This is a genomic window from Sphingorhabdus profundilacus (genome assembly GCF_009769755.1).
Taxonomy (GTDB): Bacteria; Pseudomonadota; Alphaproteobacteria; order Sphingomonadales; family Sphingomonadaceae; genus Sphingorhabdus_B; species Sphingorhabdus_B profundilacus.
In genome coordinates this window covers 900,205-913,306 of sequence record NZ_SDWJ01000001.1, presented here as the reverse complement: position 1 = coordinate 913,306, position 13,102 = coordinate 900,205, and the positions used below count along the sequence as shown (strand labels likewise).

13 protein-coding genes are annotated in these 13,102 nt (G+C 57.8%); 3 read left to right on the top strand and 10 right to left on the bottom strand.

Going from position 1 to position 13,102, the window contains the following annotated elements; all coding sequences use genetic code 11:
* Positions 1–2: 2 nt before the first annotated feature.
* From EUU23_RS04180 to EUU23_RS14265, 3 genes are read right to left on the bottom strand one after another with little or no spacing between them, the layout of a single operon-like run.
* The gene (locus tag EUU23_RS04180; RefSeq protein WP_143775446.1) at positions 3–284 is read right to left on the bottom strand and encodes an NAD(P) transhydrogenase subunit alpha part 2; all 282 of its coding nucleotides are present in this window, start codon (positions 282–284) and stop codon (positions 3–5) included.
* Positions 285–294: 10 nt separating this feature from the next.
* Entirely contained in the window at positions 295–1,425 is a 1,131-nt protein-coding gene (locus EUU23_RS04175) for a Rossmann-fold NAD(P)-binding domain-containing protein (protein WP_160352837.1), read from the bottom strand.
* A gap of 1 nt (position 1,426) precedes the next feature.
* Positions 1,427–1,561, bottom strand: a complete 135-nt coding sequence (locus tag EUU23_RS14265; RefSeq protein ID WP_281346868.1) for a hypothetical protein — start codon at positions 1,559–1,561, stop codon at positions 1,427–1,429.
* A 154-nt stretch (positions 1,562–1,715) separates the two neighbouring features.
* Here EUU23_RS14265 and EUU23_RS04170 point away from each other — a divergent pair, with 154 nt between their 5' ends.
* Positions 1,716–3,143 carry a sigma-54-dependent transcriptional regulator gene (locus tag EUU23_RS04170; RefSeq protein ID WP_160352836.1) on the top strand — a complete coding sequence of 476 codons (1,428 nt, stop codon included), beginning with the start codon at positions 1,716–1,718 and terminating at the stop codon, positions 3,141–3,143.
* A 403-nt stretch (positions 3,144–3,546) separates the two neighbouring features.
* Here EUU23_RS04170 and EUU23_RS04165 read toward each other — a convergent pair whose 3' ends face one another.
* The 6 genes from EUU23_RS04165 to glmM form a co-directional block, all read right to left on the bottom strand.
* The gene (locus EUU23_RS04165; RefSeq protein ID WP_160352835.1) at positions 3,547–3,963 is read right to left on the bottom strand and encodes a DUF2177 family protein; all 417 of its coding nucleotides are present in this window, start codon (positions 3,961–3,963) and stop codon (positions 3,547–3,549) included.
* 85 nt (positions 3,964–4,048) lie between these two features.
* Positions 4,049–5,140: a dihydropteroate synthase gene (gene folP, locus EUU23_RS04160; protein WP_343032675.1), complete on the bottom strand. Its 1,092-nt coding sequence runs from the start codon at positions 5,138–5,140 to the stop codon at positions 4,049–4,051.
* Complete coding sequence (locus EUU23_RS04155) at positions 5,137–6,267, bottom strand: site-specific DNA-methyltransferase (protein WP_160352834.1); 1,131 nt, start codon at positions 6,265–6,267, stop codon at positions 5,137–5,139. Before EUU23_RS04155 ends, folP begins: the two co-directional genes overlap by 4 nt.
* Before the next feature lie 220 nt (positions 6,268–6,487).
* Positions 6,488–7,042, bottom strand: a complete 555-nt coding sequence (locus EUU23_RS04150) for a ribonuclease HII (RefSeq protein WP_160352833.1) — start codon at positions 7,040–7,042, stop codon at positions 6,488–6,490.
* Positions 7,039–8,184 (bottom strand): bifunctional hydroxymethylpyrimidine kinase/phosphomethylpyrimidine kinase, encoded by a 1,146-nt coding sequence (thiD, locus tag EUU23_RS04145; RefSeq protein WP_160352832.1) that lies wholly within the window; start codon positions 8,182–8,184, stop codon positions 7,039–7,041. The genes EUU23_RS04150 and thiD overlap by 4 nt, the downstream gene beginning before the upstream one ends.
* The gene (glmM, locus tag EUU23_RS04140; protein WP_160352831.1) at positions 8,181–9,521 is read right to left on the bottom strand and encodes a phosphoglucosamine mutase; all 1,341 of its coding nucleotides are present in this window, start codon (positions 9,519–9,521) and stop codon (positions 8,181–8,183) included. The genes thiD and glmM overlap by 4 nt, the downstream gene beginning before the upstream one ends.
* Positions 9,522–9,617: 96 nt before the next feature.
* Between glmM and EUU23_RS04135 the strand changes: the two genes are divergently transcribed.
* Positions 9,618–10,871, top strand: coding sequence for a dicarboxylate/amino acid:cation symporter (locus tag EUU23_RS04135; protein WP_160352830.1), 1,254 nt, complete (start codon positions 9,618–9,620; stop codon positions 10,869–10,871).
* The gene (locus EUU23_RS04130; protein ID WP_160352829.1) at positions 10,849–11,844 is read left to right on the top strand and encodes an aldo/keto reductase; all 996 of its coding nucleotides are present in this window, start codon (positions 10,849–10,851) and stop codon (positions 11,842–11,844) included. Before EUU23_RS04135 ends, EUU23_RS04130 begins: the two co-directional genes overlap by 23 nt.
* Before the next feature lie 541 nt (positions 11,845–12,385).
* Here EUU23_RS04130 and EUU23_RS04125 read toward each other — a convergent pair.
* Positions 12,386–13,063: an NnrU family protein gene (locus EUU23_RS04125; protein WP_160352828.1), complete on the bottom strand. Its 678-nt coding sequence runs from the start codon at positions 13,061–13,063 to the stop codon at positions 12,386–12,388.
* Positions 13,064–13,102: the final 39 nt, after the last annotated feature.

Here is a 13,102-nt window from a genome sequence, read left to right as displayed (position 1 = left end):
GCTTAACGCTCCTTTTTCTTATACATGGCCAGCATGCGCGCCGTCACGGCGAAGCCACCGAAGATATTGACGCTGGCCAATGCCACCGCAATCAACCCCAGCCATTTGGCACTTGGCGACCCCGCCGCCGCCGACGCGATCAGCGCACCGACGATGATGACGGAAGAAATCGCATTGGTGACCGCCATCAACGGCGTGTGCAAGGCGGGCGTAACTGACCAAACGACATAATAGCCCACGAAACAGGCCATCACAAAGATGGATAGGATTGATATGAAGTCCATTATGCCCCCCTCACGCCAAAAGGCGTTCATTCACGACTTTGCCGTCCTTGGTCAGACGGATTGCGGCGGTTATTTCGTCATCATCGGGCAGCACCGGCCTACCAGCTTCCTTGTCCCAAAAGGCAGAAAGGAAGTTAAACAGGTTGCGCGAAAACAGCGCAGACGTATCCGCTGCCAGATGGGCGGGCGTATTGGCATAGCCGATAATCTTGACGCCATGTTTGATGACGACTTCGTCCGCCTTTGATCCCTCGACATTCCCGCCCTGCGCGACGGCAAGGTCAAAGATGACCGACCCCGGTTTCATCGTCGCAATCTGGGCGTCGGATACGAGCCGCGGTGCAGGACGCCCGGGTATCAGCGCCGTTGTAATGACGATATCCTGCTTGGCGATATGTGCCGAGACAAGTTCGGCCTGTGCAGCCTTATATTCATCCGACATTTCGGTCGCATAGCCACCGGCGCCCTCGCCTTCGATACCGGCGACATTTTCAACGAAAATGGCTTTGGCACCGAGCGATTCGATCTGTTCCTTGGTTGCCGAACGAACGTCCGTTGCAGATACCTGCGCGCCCAGACGGCGTGCCGTGGCGATGGCCTGCAAACCTGCAACACCAACTCCCATGATGAACGCTTTGGCGGCGCTAACCGTCCCTGCCGCCGTCATCATCATCGGAAAAGCACGACCATAGACCGAAGCAGCTTCGATCACCGCCTTATAACCGGAAAGATTGGACTGCGACGACAATATGTCCATGGACTGTGCACGCGTGATACGCGGCATAAATTCCATGGCCAGCGCCTCGACCCCCGCCTTGGCATAAGCGTCGATGCGCGCACGTTGGCCGAAAGGGTCAAGCCCAGCGACAAGCCAGGCGCCGCTTTTCATGCCTTTCAACGCCTTCGGGTCGGGACCTTGAATGCCTAATATGATATCGGCATCCTTGATGGTCGCGGAAAGATCACCGACCGATGCACCCATCGCTTCATAATCGGCATCATTGACCGAAGCAGCAACCCCTGCGCCTTTCTCAATGGAAACACGCGCGCCCAAGCCAATAAATTTCTTTACTGTTTCAGGTGATGCAGCAACGCGGGATTCGCCAGCGGCGGTTTCTTTCAATACAGCGATTTTTACCACGTCAGGCGGCGCGGCTGGCGATAATCAACACAACCAGTGCAGTCACCGAAGCCGCAACAATAGCGCCCCATTTGAACAATGTGATAAATCCGCTGTACGCTTCCTTAGCCGGTCCCAAATCCTGATTATGTGCCAATGCTGCCTCCTTTTACGATTTCTCTCTTTCTGCCTTAACCTGTGATTTTCCATTGCTCAAGACGCACGACCAAAGAAAATATGCGCCGTGCTTAATCGGCTCTTTACTCATTTGCGTTACCACAACTTTCCTTGACCCTGTTCATGGATGGTGAATGCTAGAACAAGAGACCCGATTGTTGATGCTTGTCGACGACGAGCCTGCCCAGTGCAGGCTGGTGTCGGCGATAGCTTCACGTGCCGGTTGGCGCACGGTTTTCGCGCGCGATGCCGAGACCGCCATTGCCATGCTGGGCACGCAGGATGGTATGATGCTGGACGCAATTATCCTTGATCAGTGGGTACCCGGTTCCGACGCCGCATCTTTGATCGCAGAACTCAAATCACGCCGTCCTGCGCTTCCCATATTGTTGATGACCGCTATTGGGTCGAACGAAGCAGCCATTGAAGCCATGCGCGCAGGTGCATCGGATTATATCATCAAACCCGTTGCCGCCGAACGGCTGATCGCGGCGCTCAGCCTCGCATCTGACAAGAGCAAGGAGTTTGGCGAACTCCACCCGTTGACCGAAAAAATTACCCAGCCCTTGGCCTTTGAAGAAATCATCGGTTCTGCGCCGGCATTTCGCGCCGCGCTTGCGATCGCCGCCAAGGCTGCACGCAGCCGCGCACCTATCTTTATCGAGGGGGAATCAGGCGTGGGCAAAGAGGTGGTTGCCGACGCGATTCACGCCGCCAGCCCCCGATCCAAGCTGCCGTTGCTGAAAGTTAATTGCGGCGCGATATCGCCCAACCTGCTCGATTCAGTACTATTCGGGCATGAAAAAGATGCTTTTGCCGGGGCATTTGATCGGCGGATTGGTATCTTGCAACAGGCCGAAGGAGGCGCTGTATTTCTGGACGAGGTTGACCATCTACCCCAGGAAACGCAGGTCCGGCTTGTGCGGCTGCTCACCCAGAATGAAATACAGCCCTTGGGCGCGGCGCATAGCTTTCGAATAGATGTCCGGCTGATATCTGCGAGCAATTCCAATTTGGCTGAAAAACTGGCGCTGGGCGAATTTCGTGAAGATCTGTTTTACCGGTTGAACGTCGTTCAACTGACCATTCCGCCCTTGCGCGAACGGACCAGCGACATTCCCGCACTTGCCCGCCACTTCCTTGGCCGTCTGGCTAGCCAGCCCGGTTTACGCAGCCTTGGCATCACTGACGAAGCCTTGACCGTGCTGCGCGGCTATAGCTGGCCAGGAAATGTCCGCCAATTGCAAAGCGCCCTGTTCCGCGCCGCCGTCCTGTGCGAACGCGATGCGCTGACGCCCGGAGAATTTCCGCAGATCTCAGCTGCTGTTGGCGTGCCGGGCAATGGCGGCTCGACTGGTGCGGGCGCGAACGACGGTATCGGTGTTACCCTCTACGAAGCCGACGGCAATATGCGGCCATTGGAAGAAATTGAAGCCGACGTCATTCGCCTCGCCATCGGACATTATCGCGGCCGCATGACCGAAGTCGCGCGCCGTTTGGGCATTGGACGGTCGACCTTGTATCGCAAGCTGGCGGATCTGGGGATTAGCGACGTGGCTTGAGAGGATCGGGCAGACTCCCCGCCTTTCGATCCCGTCACCCTGAACTTGTTTCACCTTCGGTGACTGCGTTCCAGGGTCTTATTTTTCACCGTCGCCGACTAGGACCCTGAAACAAGTTCAGGGTGACGGTGAAGAGAGAGGCATTTGTTGAAACTTGGTTTGTAGACTCAAAAAGCAGCGAAACATCCTGACACTACAACCCTTCCATTCCCGTCACCCTGAACTCGTTTCAGGGTCCATTTATCAGCGAAACTCCTCCGGGTGAGTGACAAGCCATATCGCGCCGCACGGCTGCATTTGCTTTCAAACTGAAGTTGCCATGGTGCGATGCACCCTGAACCAAGTTCAGGGTGACGGCTTGATTTTTTACATGTCGGTTTCGATAACGACTTTACGCCGCCCCCTAATTCTTCCCCAAAATCGCAGTCGTAATCCAATACCCCACAACTGACGCCGATCCCGTCAGCACGGTGCCCCAAATGATATCCAGCACCGTCACTTTTGTGCTCCACACTTTCATCGTCGCGTGGTTCGTCAAATCATAAGTCATATAGCAAAAGAAGCCTAGCAATGCGCCCCAGATCAGGGCTGTTTGCCATTTGCCGCTCAGCAGCGCAGGACCAACCGCAAAGATCATCATGCCCAATATGTAGAGCAGGTAAAAGACGATAGCAGGCCCCAGACGGAATCCGTTTTTCATCATCAATTCGCCGATTTCGGGCTGATACAGCCGGGTATACATGGTGCGGAGCCAGAAGCTGTCGATCACCGCAAAGGCAATTCCGGTTGCGATGTACCCGACGATATATTTGGCAATCATGGCATTTCCTTTTTCGAGCTGTTGGTCACATTGTCGGCCACCGGCGGCCAAGGAGCAATGCGGTCAAAGCCCTGTAAGGTTGGGCTTATGCCCTTGCCGTCAAAGCCGCATCGCGAAGCCCCCGCCAGACCTGGACAGCCTGAACGGTTTCGGCGGCATCGTGGACACGGATGATATGCGCGCCTTGCTCCACCGCTTTCATGGCGAGGAAAAGCGATCCGCCGAGACGGTGTTCCACGGGGGCTTCATTTGACAGCGCACCAATCATCCGTTTCCGGCTGGCCCCGAACAGCAAGGCGCAGCCCAAACCATGAAATACCGACATATTGTTGATCAGCGACAGATTGTCGGTTAGCGATTTGCCAAAGCCGATGCCGGGATCGACCAATATCTTGTCACGCGATATGCCCGCGGCTTCGACGGCCTCAACCCGCTCTTCCAGCCAGTCGAACACGTTGGTGACGACGTCATCATAGTCGCCGCCCTTGTGCGGATCGGTACCATGGCCGGGCGCGTGCATCAGGACGACGGGCACATTAAGGGTCTTTGCGATCTCCAGCGACCGGTCATCGAACAGCAATGCCGATATGTCGTTGACCATGGCCGCGCCCGCAATCACAGCAGCTTCCATCACGGCACCCTTGCGCGTGTCGATGGATATGGCCGTTCCCGAAGCGGCGAGGCGGCGGATCAGCGGTTCGACCCGCGAAATCTCGTCCCCTTCCCACACCAGCGGTGCCCCGGGGCGTGTGGATTCTCCGCCAATATCGATAAGGGCGGCACCGGCACTCGTCATCGCAAATGCCGCTTCCACCGCTGTTTCAATATCCGCATTTTTGCCGCCATCGGAAAAACTGTCCGGCGTCATGTTCATGATGCCCATCACCTGCGGTTGATCGAGGCGGATGGTCCGGTCCCCCAATTGCAGGGCCGCGCGTGGCATTGTCAGCCGGGTATAAAGCTGGACACAGCGCGCCTGCTTTTCCGCCGGGATCCCGGCAAGATATTCCTCCCATTGCCGCATATCGACAAGCTGCCGCACGGTGCTGGCGCCTGTGCGGTCGATGACCTCAATCTGCGAGAACCACAGCATTGTGCCCGCAAGCCGAAAAGCCGCGCCGTCATGCCGCTGCGGACTTTCAACAAAGGCCGTCGGACGAAGGTAAAGGTCGATCACGGCTCGGTTGCAAGAAGATAGGTTTGGCGCAGATCGTCAATGGGCTTCATCGCGCCGTCGGATGCCGCAAAATGCCAATAGGTCCAGCCATTGCAGCTCGGCGCATTTTGAATGGTCGAACCGACCTTATGGATGGAGCCATCGACGGCACCGCAGGCAATTGACCCATCGGCGCGCACGACTGCTTCGAACTGCCGCTTGCGGTCAAACAGCTTCGCACCGGGTGTCAGATAGCCCGCCTCGACCAATTGCCCGAAAGCGACCTTGGGGGCGGACTTGGGCGATTGCATTGTCTTCAACGCGCTCTCATCCAGAGGCAATGCTGCGGCAATCCGCTCTTCGGCGACTTCGCAATACACATCTTCGCGTTCGCAACCGATCCAGTCCCGACCCAAACGTCGCGCGACAGCCCCGGTGGTGCCTGTTCCGAAAAACGGATCAAGCACGACATCGCCGGGTTTGGTGCAGGCCAACAGGATGCGGTACAACAATGCCTCGGGCTTCTGCGTCGGGTGGGCTTTTGTGCCGTTGCGCTTCAACCGTTCCTGACCGCCGCAAATCGGGATCAGCCAGTCCGAGCGCATTTGAAGTTCGTCGTTCAGCGTTTTCATCGCGCGATAGTTGAACGTATATTTCGATTTCTCGCTTTTCGACGCCCAGATCAGCGTTTCATGCGCGTTGGTAAAGCGGGTGCCCTTGAAATTGGGCATCGGGTTCGACTTACGCCAGACAATGTCGTTCAAAATCCAGTAACCGGCATCCTGCACTGCTGTGCCGACGCGGAATATATTGTGGTAGCTGCCAATGACCCAGAGCGAGCCGTTCGGCTTCAATATCCGGCGCGCTTCGGCGAGCCAAGCGCGGGTAAAGGCGTCGTAGGTTGCGAAGGTGTCGAACTTGTCCCAGTCATCATCGACCGCATCGACCTTGCTGTTGTCGGGACGCAGCAGGTCGCCGCCAAGCTGCAGATTATAGGGCGGATCGGCAAAGACCATATCGATGCACGCATCGGGTAGCGACCGCATCGCTTCGATGCAGTCCATTTTCAAAATCTGGTTCAAAGGCAAATCGGCCTGTGGCGCTGCGGTCTTTACCGTCGCTGGCCGAATTTTTTCAATGACACCCATATGCGATACTCCCGAACCCTGTTTAGCCCGCAGTGAGTCGCGACGGAGTTAACGTCAAGCCAATTAATCCGCCGCGAATCGCGCGGACGGGGCCACAAATTGCCTTATCTGGCGGGAACGAAACGAGTCCGACACAAGATGTAGAGTCTCCGGATTCATGGGGGACTCAACGGGTGGTGGTGTTGCGCGAAGGACTCACATCCGAAGATTTTACATATCGTTACATCAAAACCATCTGTGCAACAGGCGCGAAGCTCCGGCGGTGCAAGGGTGTGGGCCCCAAGCGGCGGAGCGCCTCCATATGGATCGCCGCGCCATATCCTTTATTCGATGCCCATCCATAGCCGGGAAACTCCCGATCCGCCTCGACCATCAGGCGGTCACGATGTTCCTTGGCGATGATGCTCGCCGCCGAAATACAGGGGTGGATGGCATCGCCCCCCACGACCGCCCGCGCCTGATAGGTCCATTTGGGCAGACGATTGCCATCGACCATGACCAGCGCGGGCGTAATCGCCAGCGCCTCGACCGCGCGTGTCATCGCCAGCAGCGTCGCTTGCAGGATATTGATCCGGTCGATTTCCTCGACGCTGCACAGGCCAACGGCCCATCGGCATTTGGCCTTTATCTGCTCTTCTAAGGCCGCGCGTTTCTTGGGCGACAGCTTTTTACTGTCGTCCAGCCCGTCGATCCCCTCTTCACAGAGTACCACGGCGGCGGCCACGACAGGCCCCGCAAGTGGACCGCGCCCGGCTTCGTCTACACCGACAATCATATCCGCCAGGCTGGATAGCGCCTGTTTTCGCCTGCGCTATAGAGGCACACCATATTGCCCGCCGGATCCAGCAACCGCGCTTCACGCCAGCCCCAGCTTTCGTCCTGCGGCATCTGGTCGAACATATAGCCCTGGCTGAGCAGTTCGCTGACCCAGGCGTCGAGCCGCTTGCTTTCAAAATAGACCACGGTCGATGTTGAGCACGCATCACTTTGGTGGACCGAAAAGGTCACACCATTGGGCATTTCGAAACGGGCATAGCCGTTGGATGGGCTGTCCACAATTTGCTGCAAACCCAATGTGCGGTAAAAATCCACTGACGCGCTATAGTCGCGGCATCCGACCGTCACCTGATTGAGCGAAGGTCCTGCGACCATCGCATCTTCGCGCACCGATTGGTGCCCCATCGGCCCATGTCCCTGCCCAAGCCCCGGCGCGTCGTGCAAGGCAAGGCGCACGAACAGGCGCGCGCGTTCGATGGCGGGGACCAGATCCATCCCCTGCCCCAAGCCGGTGGCAATCGCCGTGGCGAGCGTGCAGCCGGTGCCGTGCGTGCTGCGGGTCGCGATCCGTTCGTCGGACCAGCTAACACATTGCTCCTCTGCCAGATGGAGTTCGTCAACGATCAAATCATCATCGGAATGGCCACCCTTGATCAGCACAGGAATATGCCGCGCCAACAGCGCGTTCTTGCCGCCCAGTGCCTCCAGCTCCGGCAAATTGGGCGTCGTAATCGTGGCGAGCCGCATCAGCCGTTCGAAGGCGGAGATGGTGTCGGCATCGGCCAAAACCGCGCCACTTGTCGCGACCATGACGGGGTCGAACACGATCGGGCAGGATAGTTCGGCGAGGCTGTCGGCAACCGCATGGGCCGTATCCGCGCTACCGATCATGCCGATCTTCACGGCATCAACGCCAATATCGCTGACGACCGAAGCAATCTGGTCAATGACCATGTCGGTCGGCACCATATGGACCGCATCGACACCCAAGCTGTTCTGCGCGGTGATCGCGGTGATCGATGTCATCGCATGGCCGCCGAGCATGGTGACGGTTTTTATGTCCGCCTGAATACCCGCGCCACCGCCGCTGTCTGAGCCAGCTATGATGAGGACACGGACAGGTTTGCCGTCGCTGTTCAAGCTGCCGCGACCTTTACCGCATCGCAGATCGCATCGACGAGCTTTTCGACCTGCGCCGCATCGTCGCCTTCGGCCATAACCCGGATCACAGGTTCCGTCCCCGACGGGCGGATGACCAGACGGCCCTTGCCCGCCAGTTCAGCTTCGGCCTGCGCGATGACGGCCTGCACCGCCGGATTGTCCAGCGGCTTGCCGCCCGAAAAGCGGACGTTTTTCAAAAGCTGCGGCACAGGATCGAACAGGTGCAGCACCTCGCTGGCAGGCTTCCCGCTTTCGACCAGTTGCGCCAACACTTGCAGCGCAGCGATCGTGCCATCGCCGGTCGTGGCGTGGTCGAGCAGGATCATATGCCCCGATTGCTCCCCCCCCACATTGATGCCATGGTTCCGCATCTCTTCAAGAACATAGCGGTCGCCCACCTTGGCGCGCACCAGCTTCAGATGCTGGCTTTCGAGATACCGTTCCAGCCCCAGATTGGACATGACCGTGGCGACGATGCCATCCCCCGTCAGCTTGCCCGCACGGCTCATCGCCGTGCCGAGCAGCGCCATGATCTGATCGCCGTCCACAACCCGGCCTTTTTCATCGACAACGATCAGCCGGTCGGCGTCGCCATCAAGCGCAATACCGATATCCGCGCCTGCCGAAACGAGCGTTTCCTGCAAGGTGGTGACATAGGTCGAACCGACCTTGTCGTTGATGTTCTTACCATTGGGGCTAACCCCGATCGGCGTGACCTGCGCGCCTAATTCCCAGATTGCGGTGGGGGCGACCTGATAGGCCGCGCCATGCGCGCAATCGAGAACAACATGAAGTCCATCAAATCGGATATGTTCGGGAACCGATGCCTTGACTGCATGGATATAGCGGCCCCGGCTGTCCTCGATCCGCCGCGCCCTGCCCACGTCTGGCGCATTGGCAAGTTTTGCAGGCTTGTCGAGCAAGGCTTCAATCGCAATTTCATCCGTGTCGGACAGCTTGAAACCGTCCGGTCCAAACAATTTGATGCCGTTATCTTCATAAGGGTTATGGCTCGCCGAAATCATCACGCCCAGATCGGCGCGCATCGACCGGGTCAGCAGAGCGACCGCCGGTGTCGGGATGGGGCCAAATTGCACCACATCCATACCCACGCTGGTAAATCCGGCGACCAGCGCATTTTCGATCATATAACCCGAAAGCCGCGTATCCTTGCCGATCACGACGCGATGCTTGTGCGCGCCACGCAGGAAATGCGCGCCTGCAGCCTGCCCGACCTTCATCGCCATTTCGGGCGTCATCGCGCCTGCATTGGTGCGGCCTCTGATCCCGTCGGTTCCGAAATATTTACGCGCCATGCCAGTTCCTGATATCCGGGCGGAATTACGACAAAAAATGCAACCGCGAAGCCTCTCCCTTGCATAGGGGGCGGCAGGCTGGCAAGACTTCTCGTCATGTCTAACGCAACACGTATCCTTATCGCTTTGGTTGCCGGTCTCCTGCTCGGTATCCTTCTGACCTCGCAAATACCTGCCGTTGCCAAGCAGCTCGATTTTGCATTCGATATCCTCGGCACATTGTGGCTGAACGCGCTCCGCATGACCGTCGTACCGTTGATCGTCGCGCTCGTCATAACTGGGATCGTCAAAAGCGCAGAAGCCGCACGCGCAGGTCCCATGGCCGCGCGCACGGTCACATGGATCGTTGTGATGATGGGCCTGTCCGCCTGCATGGGCGCGATCCTTACGCCGACCTTCCTTGCCCTCGTCCCAATGCCGCAGGAAAGCGCCGATGCCCTGCGGTCCGCGTTGACAACCGCCGCTGCGGTTGGCGAGCAACCCGGCTTGCGGGACTTTATCGTCGCGCTTGTTCCGACCAATGCGATTGCGGCGGCGGCCAGCGATTCCATCCTGCCGCTGCTGATCTTCACCATGACCTTCGCCTTTGCCATTACGCGGCTAGCCCCCGATCCGCGCCAGCAAATGGCCGGTTTTTTCAGCGCATTGGCCGATGCCATGGTGATCGTGATTGAATGGGTGCTGAAACTCGCGCCCATCGGCGTGTTCGCCCTCGCCTTCGTCGTTGGCGCGCGCTCGGGCTTTGCCGCGCTGGGTGCGGTTCTGCACTATATCGGAATCGTGTCGATGGTTGGTATCGTGGTCGGTGCCTTTGCCTATCCCGTTGCCGTCTTTGCCGGAAAGGTCCGATTCACCGACTATGCCCGCCAGATCGCGCCGGTGCAGGCCTTTGCCGTATCGACGCAATCCTCGCTCGCCAGCCTGCCGTTGATGCTGCAAAAGTCCGAAGCATTGGGTGTGCGGGAATCCACCGCCGGTCTGGTGTTGCCCATGGCAGTCGCCCTGTTGCGCGTCACCGGCCCCGCGATGAATCTTGCGGTGGCGCTTTATGTCGCCAACTGGTTCAATATCGAACTCGATGCTTTTGATTATGCCTTTGCCATTTTCATCGCCGCCCTGACATCCATGGGCGCAGTCAGCCTGCCTGGCACGGTCAGCTTCGTCACCTCGATCGCGCCAATCTGTCTGGCGCTAGGCATTCCAGTTGAACCGCTGGCCTTGTTGATCGCCGTCGAAACGCTTCCCGATATTTTCAGAACGACAGGCAATGTCCAAATGGATGTCGCACTTGCCACCGCCATTGAGGCCCCCGAAAAGGAGAAGTTGGATGCAGTATCGCACGCTGGGTAACGGATTGAACGTCAGCGCCATTGGCGTTGGCTGCATGCCGATGATCAAGGGCGGCAACATCACCTATGGTGAGGAAGCCGATTCCGATGAAGCCATCAAGACCATCCACCGCGCCATAGACCTTGGCATCACCTTTTTCGACACGGCCCAAATCTATGGCCCCTTTTCCAATGAAGAGCTGGTGGGCGAAGCGATCAAGGGCAAACGCGACGGGCTGGTCATCGCCAGCAAGTTCGGGTTCAAATTCGACGGCGGCAATATTGTCGGCGTCGATGGATCAGGGACCAATGCAAAATCGGCCGTCGAAGGAACCTTGAAGCGCCTCGGCATTGATTGCCTTGATCTTTATTACCAGCACCGTGTCGACCCTGCTGTACCGATCGAGGAAACTGTCGGCGCGATGGCCGACCTGATTACCGAAGGCAAAATCAAGCATATCGGCCTGTCCGAAGCCGGACCGGAAACCTTGCGCCGTGCTGCGGCGGTCGCGCCGATCTCTGCCCTGCAAAGCGAATATTCGCTGTGGGAACGTGACATTGAGGATGAGATTTTACCCACTTGCCGCGAACTCGGTATCGGTTTTGTGCCTTACTCCCCCTTGGGACGCGGCTTTCTGACCGGCTCGATCCGTAGCCTTGATGACCTGCCCGAAAATGACTGGCGCCGTCAGGACCCGCGCTATCAGGGCGAGAATTTCGCGACCAACCTGAAGCTGGTGGGCATTGTGGCTGAGGTTGCATCTAAACATGACGCGTCCAACGCACAAATTGCGCTCGCCTGGTTGATGGCACAGGGGGAAGACATTGTCCCCATTCCCGGCTTCAAACGGCGCGCCACCTTGGAAGACAGCGCGAAGGCGGCGGACATCCAACTGGACGCGGAAGATCTTGCTAAACTCGAAGCCGCAGCCCCCCGCGGCGGAACCGCCGGTCCGCGCTACGGCGAGCGGGGGATGAAGATGGTGCGGTTGTAAGGAACATCGCCCAATTTCAAGCTGACACGCCGTCACCCTGAGCCAACACGTCGTTACCCTGAACTATACCCGTCACCCTGAACTATACCCGTCACCCTGAACTATACCCGTCACCCTGAACTCGTTTCAGGGTCCATCGTGCAGCGGCTCTATCGGCAGGGGCTAAACGCAACCGTGCGTCGCAGCATGGCTTGTCACTAAAGCGCAGGCTAGGACTGACAAATGGACCCTGAAACAGGTTCAGGGTGACGGTGAAGAAAAGGACGGTTGTTGAATCTCGGTATGCAGCCCCAAAAAGCAATGAAACAACCCAACATTTCAGCACTTCTATACCCGTCACCCTGAACTATACCCGTCACCCTGAACTCGTTTCAGGGTCCATCGTGCAGCGGCTCTATCTGCAGGGGCTAAACGCAACCGTGCGTCGCAGCATGGCTTGTCACTAAAGCGCAGGCTAGGACTGACAAATGGACCCTGAAACAAGTTCAGGGTGACGGCTGGGTATAACAAAATTGGGCTGAAAATTAGCCTGTATCCAACCCTAAACCGCCAACCAGCGGAAAATACCCGCACCAGCAACACCCATATAAGGATGGCTCCATGTCGCCGCCAGCCACAGTACAACACCCGCAATCCACGGCCCCAAGCCCACCGAAAGCAGCGCGGACAGGCGCGGCCAGAAATGTGTCCGTCGCAACCATGCTTCCCATTCGACACCGGTCAATTTCAATTTCTTGATCTCCTGCCCCTTGGACCCGACAAGCGCGAGGAACAGGATACTGCCGGAAAAAATGAAATTGTCGGTGCGCGGTGCGACAAGGATATGGGCCATTGCCCACAGGGCAAATCCCCACATCATCGGGTGCCGCGTGACTTTGAAAACACCGGACGGGGTTTGTGCGGCCATGGCGTCGGGCATGCCGGGCAATGACGGGTTGCGGATGAAAGAGCCTGCAAACAAGATAGCGGCCAATAAAGTTAACACGCTGGCCACCGCCCAGATGATGTCGCTGACGGGCCAGAATAGATCCGCCTTTGGCGCGCGGCCAAATTCGATCACCATCCACACGAACAACGCCAATGATACTGCCGAATAAGCGAGTAAAAATCCATTGGCACCAAACCCGCGAACAAGCGTTGCACGCCAAGGGTGAGACATTAAAAAATGCGTCCCGACAAATGAAACACAGGCAAAAACGAGAAGCAGATATTCGTTCATTTCACACTCTCCCGCCCCCGAAAAACGCGCAATTTCACG

Coding starts and splice junctions, on each gene's coding strand:
- EUU23_RS04180 (WP_143775446.1), bottom strand. CDS start 284: ATGGACTTCATATCAATCCTATCCATCTTTGTGATGGCCTGTTTCGTG.
- EUU23_RS04170 (WP_160352836.1), top strand. CDS start 1,716: ATGCTAGAACAAGAGACCCGATTGTTGATGCTTGTCGACGACGAGCCT.
- EUU23_RS04165 (WP_160352835.1), bottom strand. CDS start 3,963: ATGATTGCCAAATATATCGTCGGGTACATCGCAACCGGAATTGCCTTT.
- EUU23_RS04155 (WP_160352834.1), bottom strand. CDS start 6,267: ATGGGTGTCATTGAAAAAATTCGGCCAGCGACGGTAAAGACCGCAGCG.
- EUU23_RS04150 (WP_160352833.1), bottom strand. CDS start 7,042: ATGATTGTCGGTGTAGACGAAGCCGGGCGCGGTCCACTTGCGGGGCCT.
- glmM (WP_160352831.1), bottom strand. CDS start 9,521: ATGGCGCGTAAATATTTCGGAACCGACGGGATCAGAGGCCGCACCAAT.
- EUU23_RS04135 (WP_160352830.1), top strand. CDS start 9,618: ATGTCTAACGCAACACGTATCCTTATCGCTTTGGTTGCCGGTCTCCTG.
- EUU23_RS04130 (WP_160352829.1), top strand. CDS start 10,849: ATGCAGTATCGCACGCTGGGTAACGGATTGAACGTCAGCGCCATTGGC.
- EUU23_RS04125 (WP_160352828.1), bottom strand. CDS start 13,063: ATGAACGAATATCTGCTTCTCGTTTTTGCCTGTGTTTCATTTGTCGGG.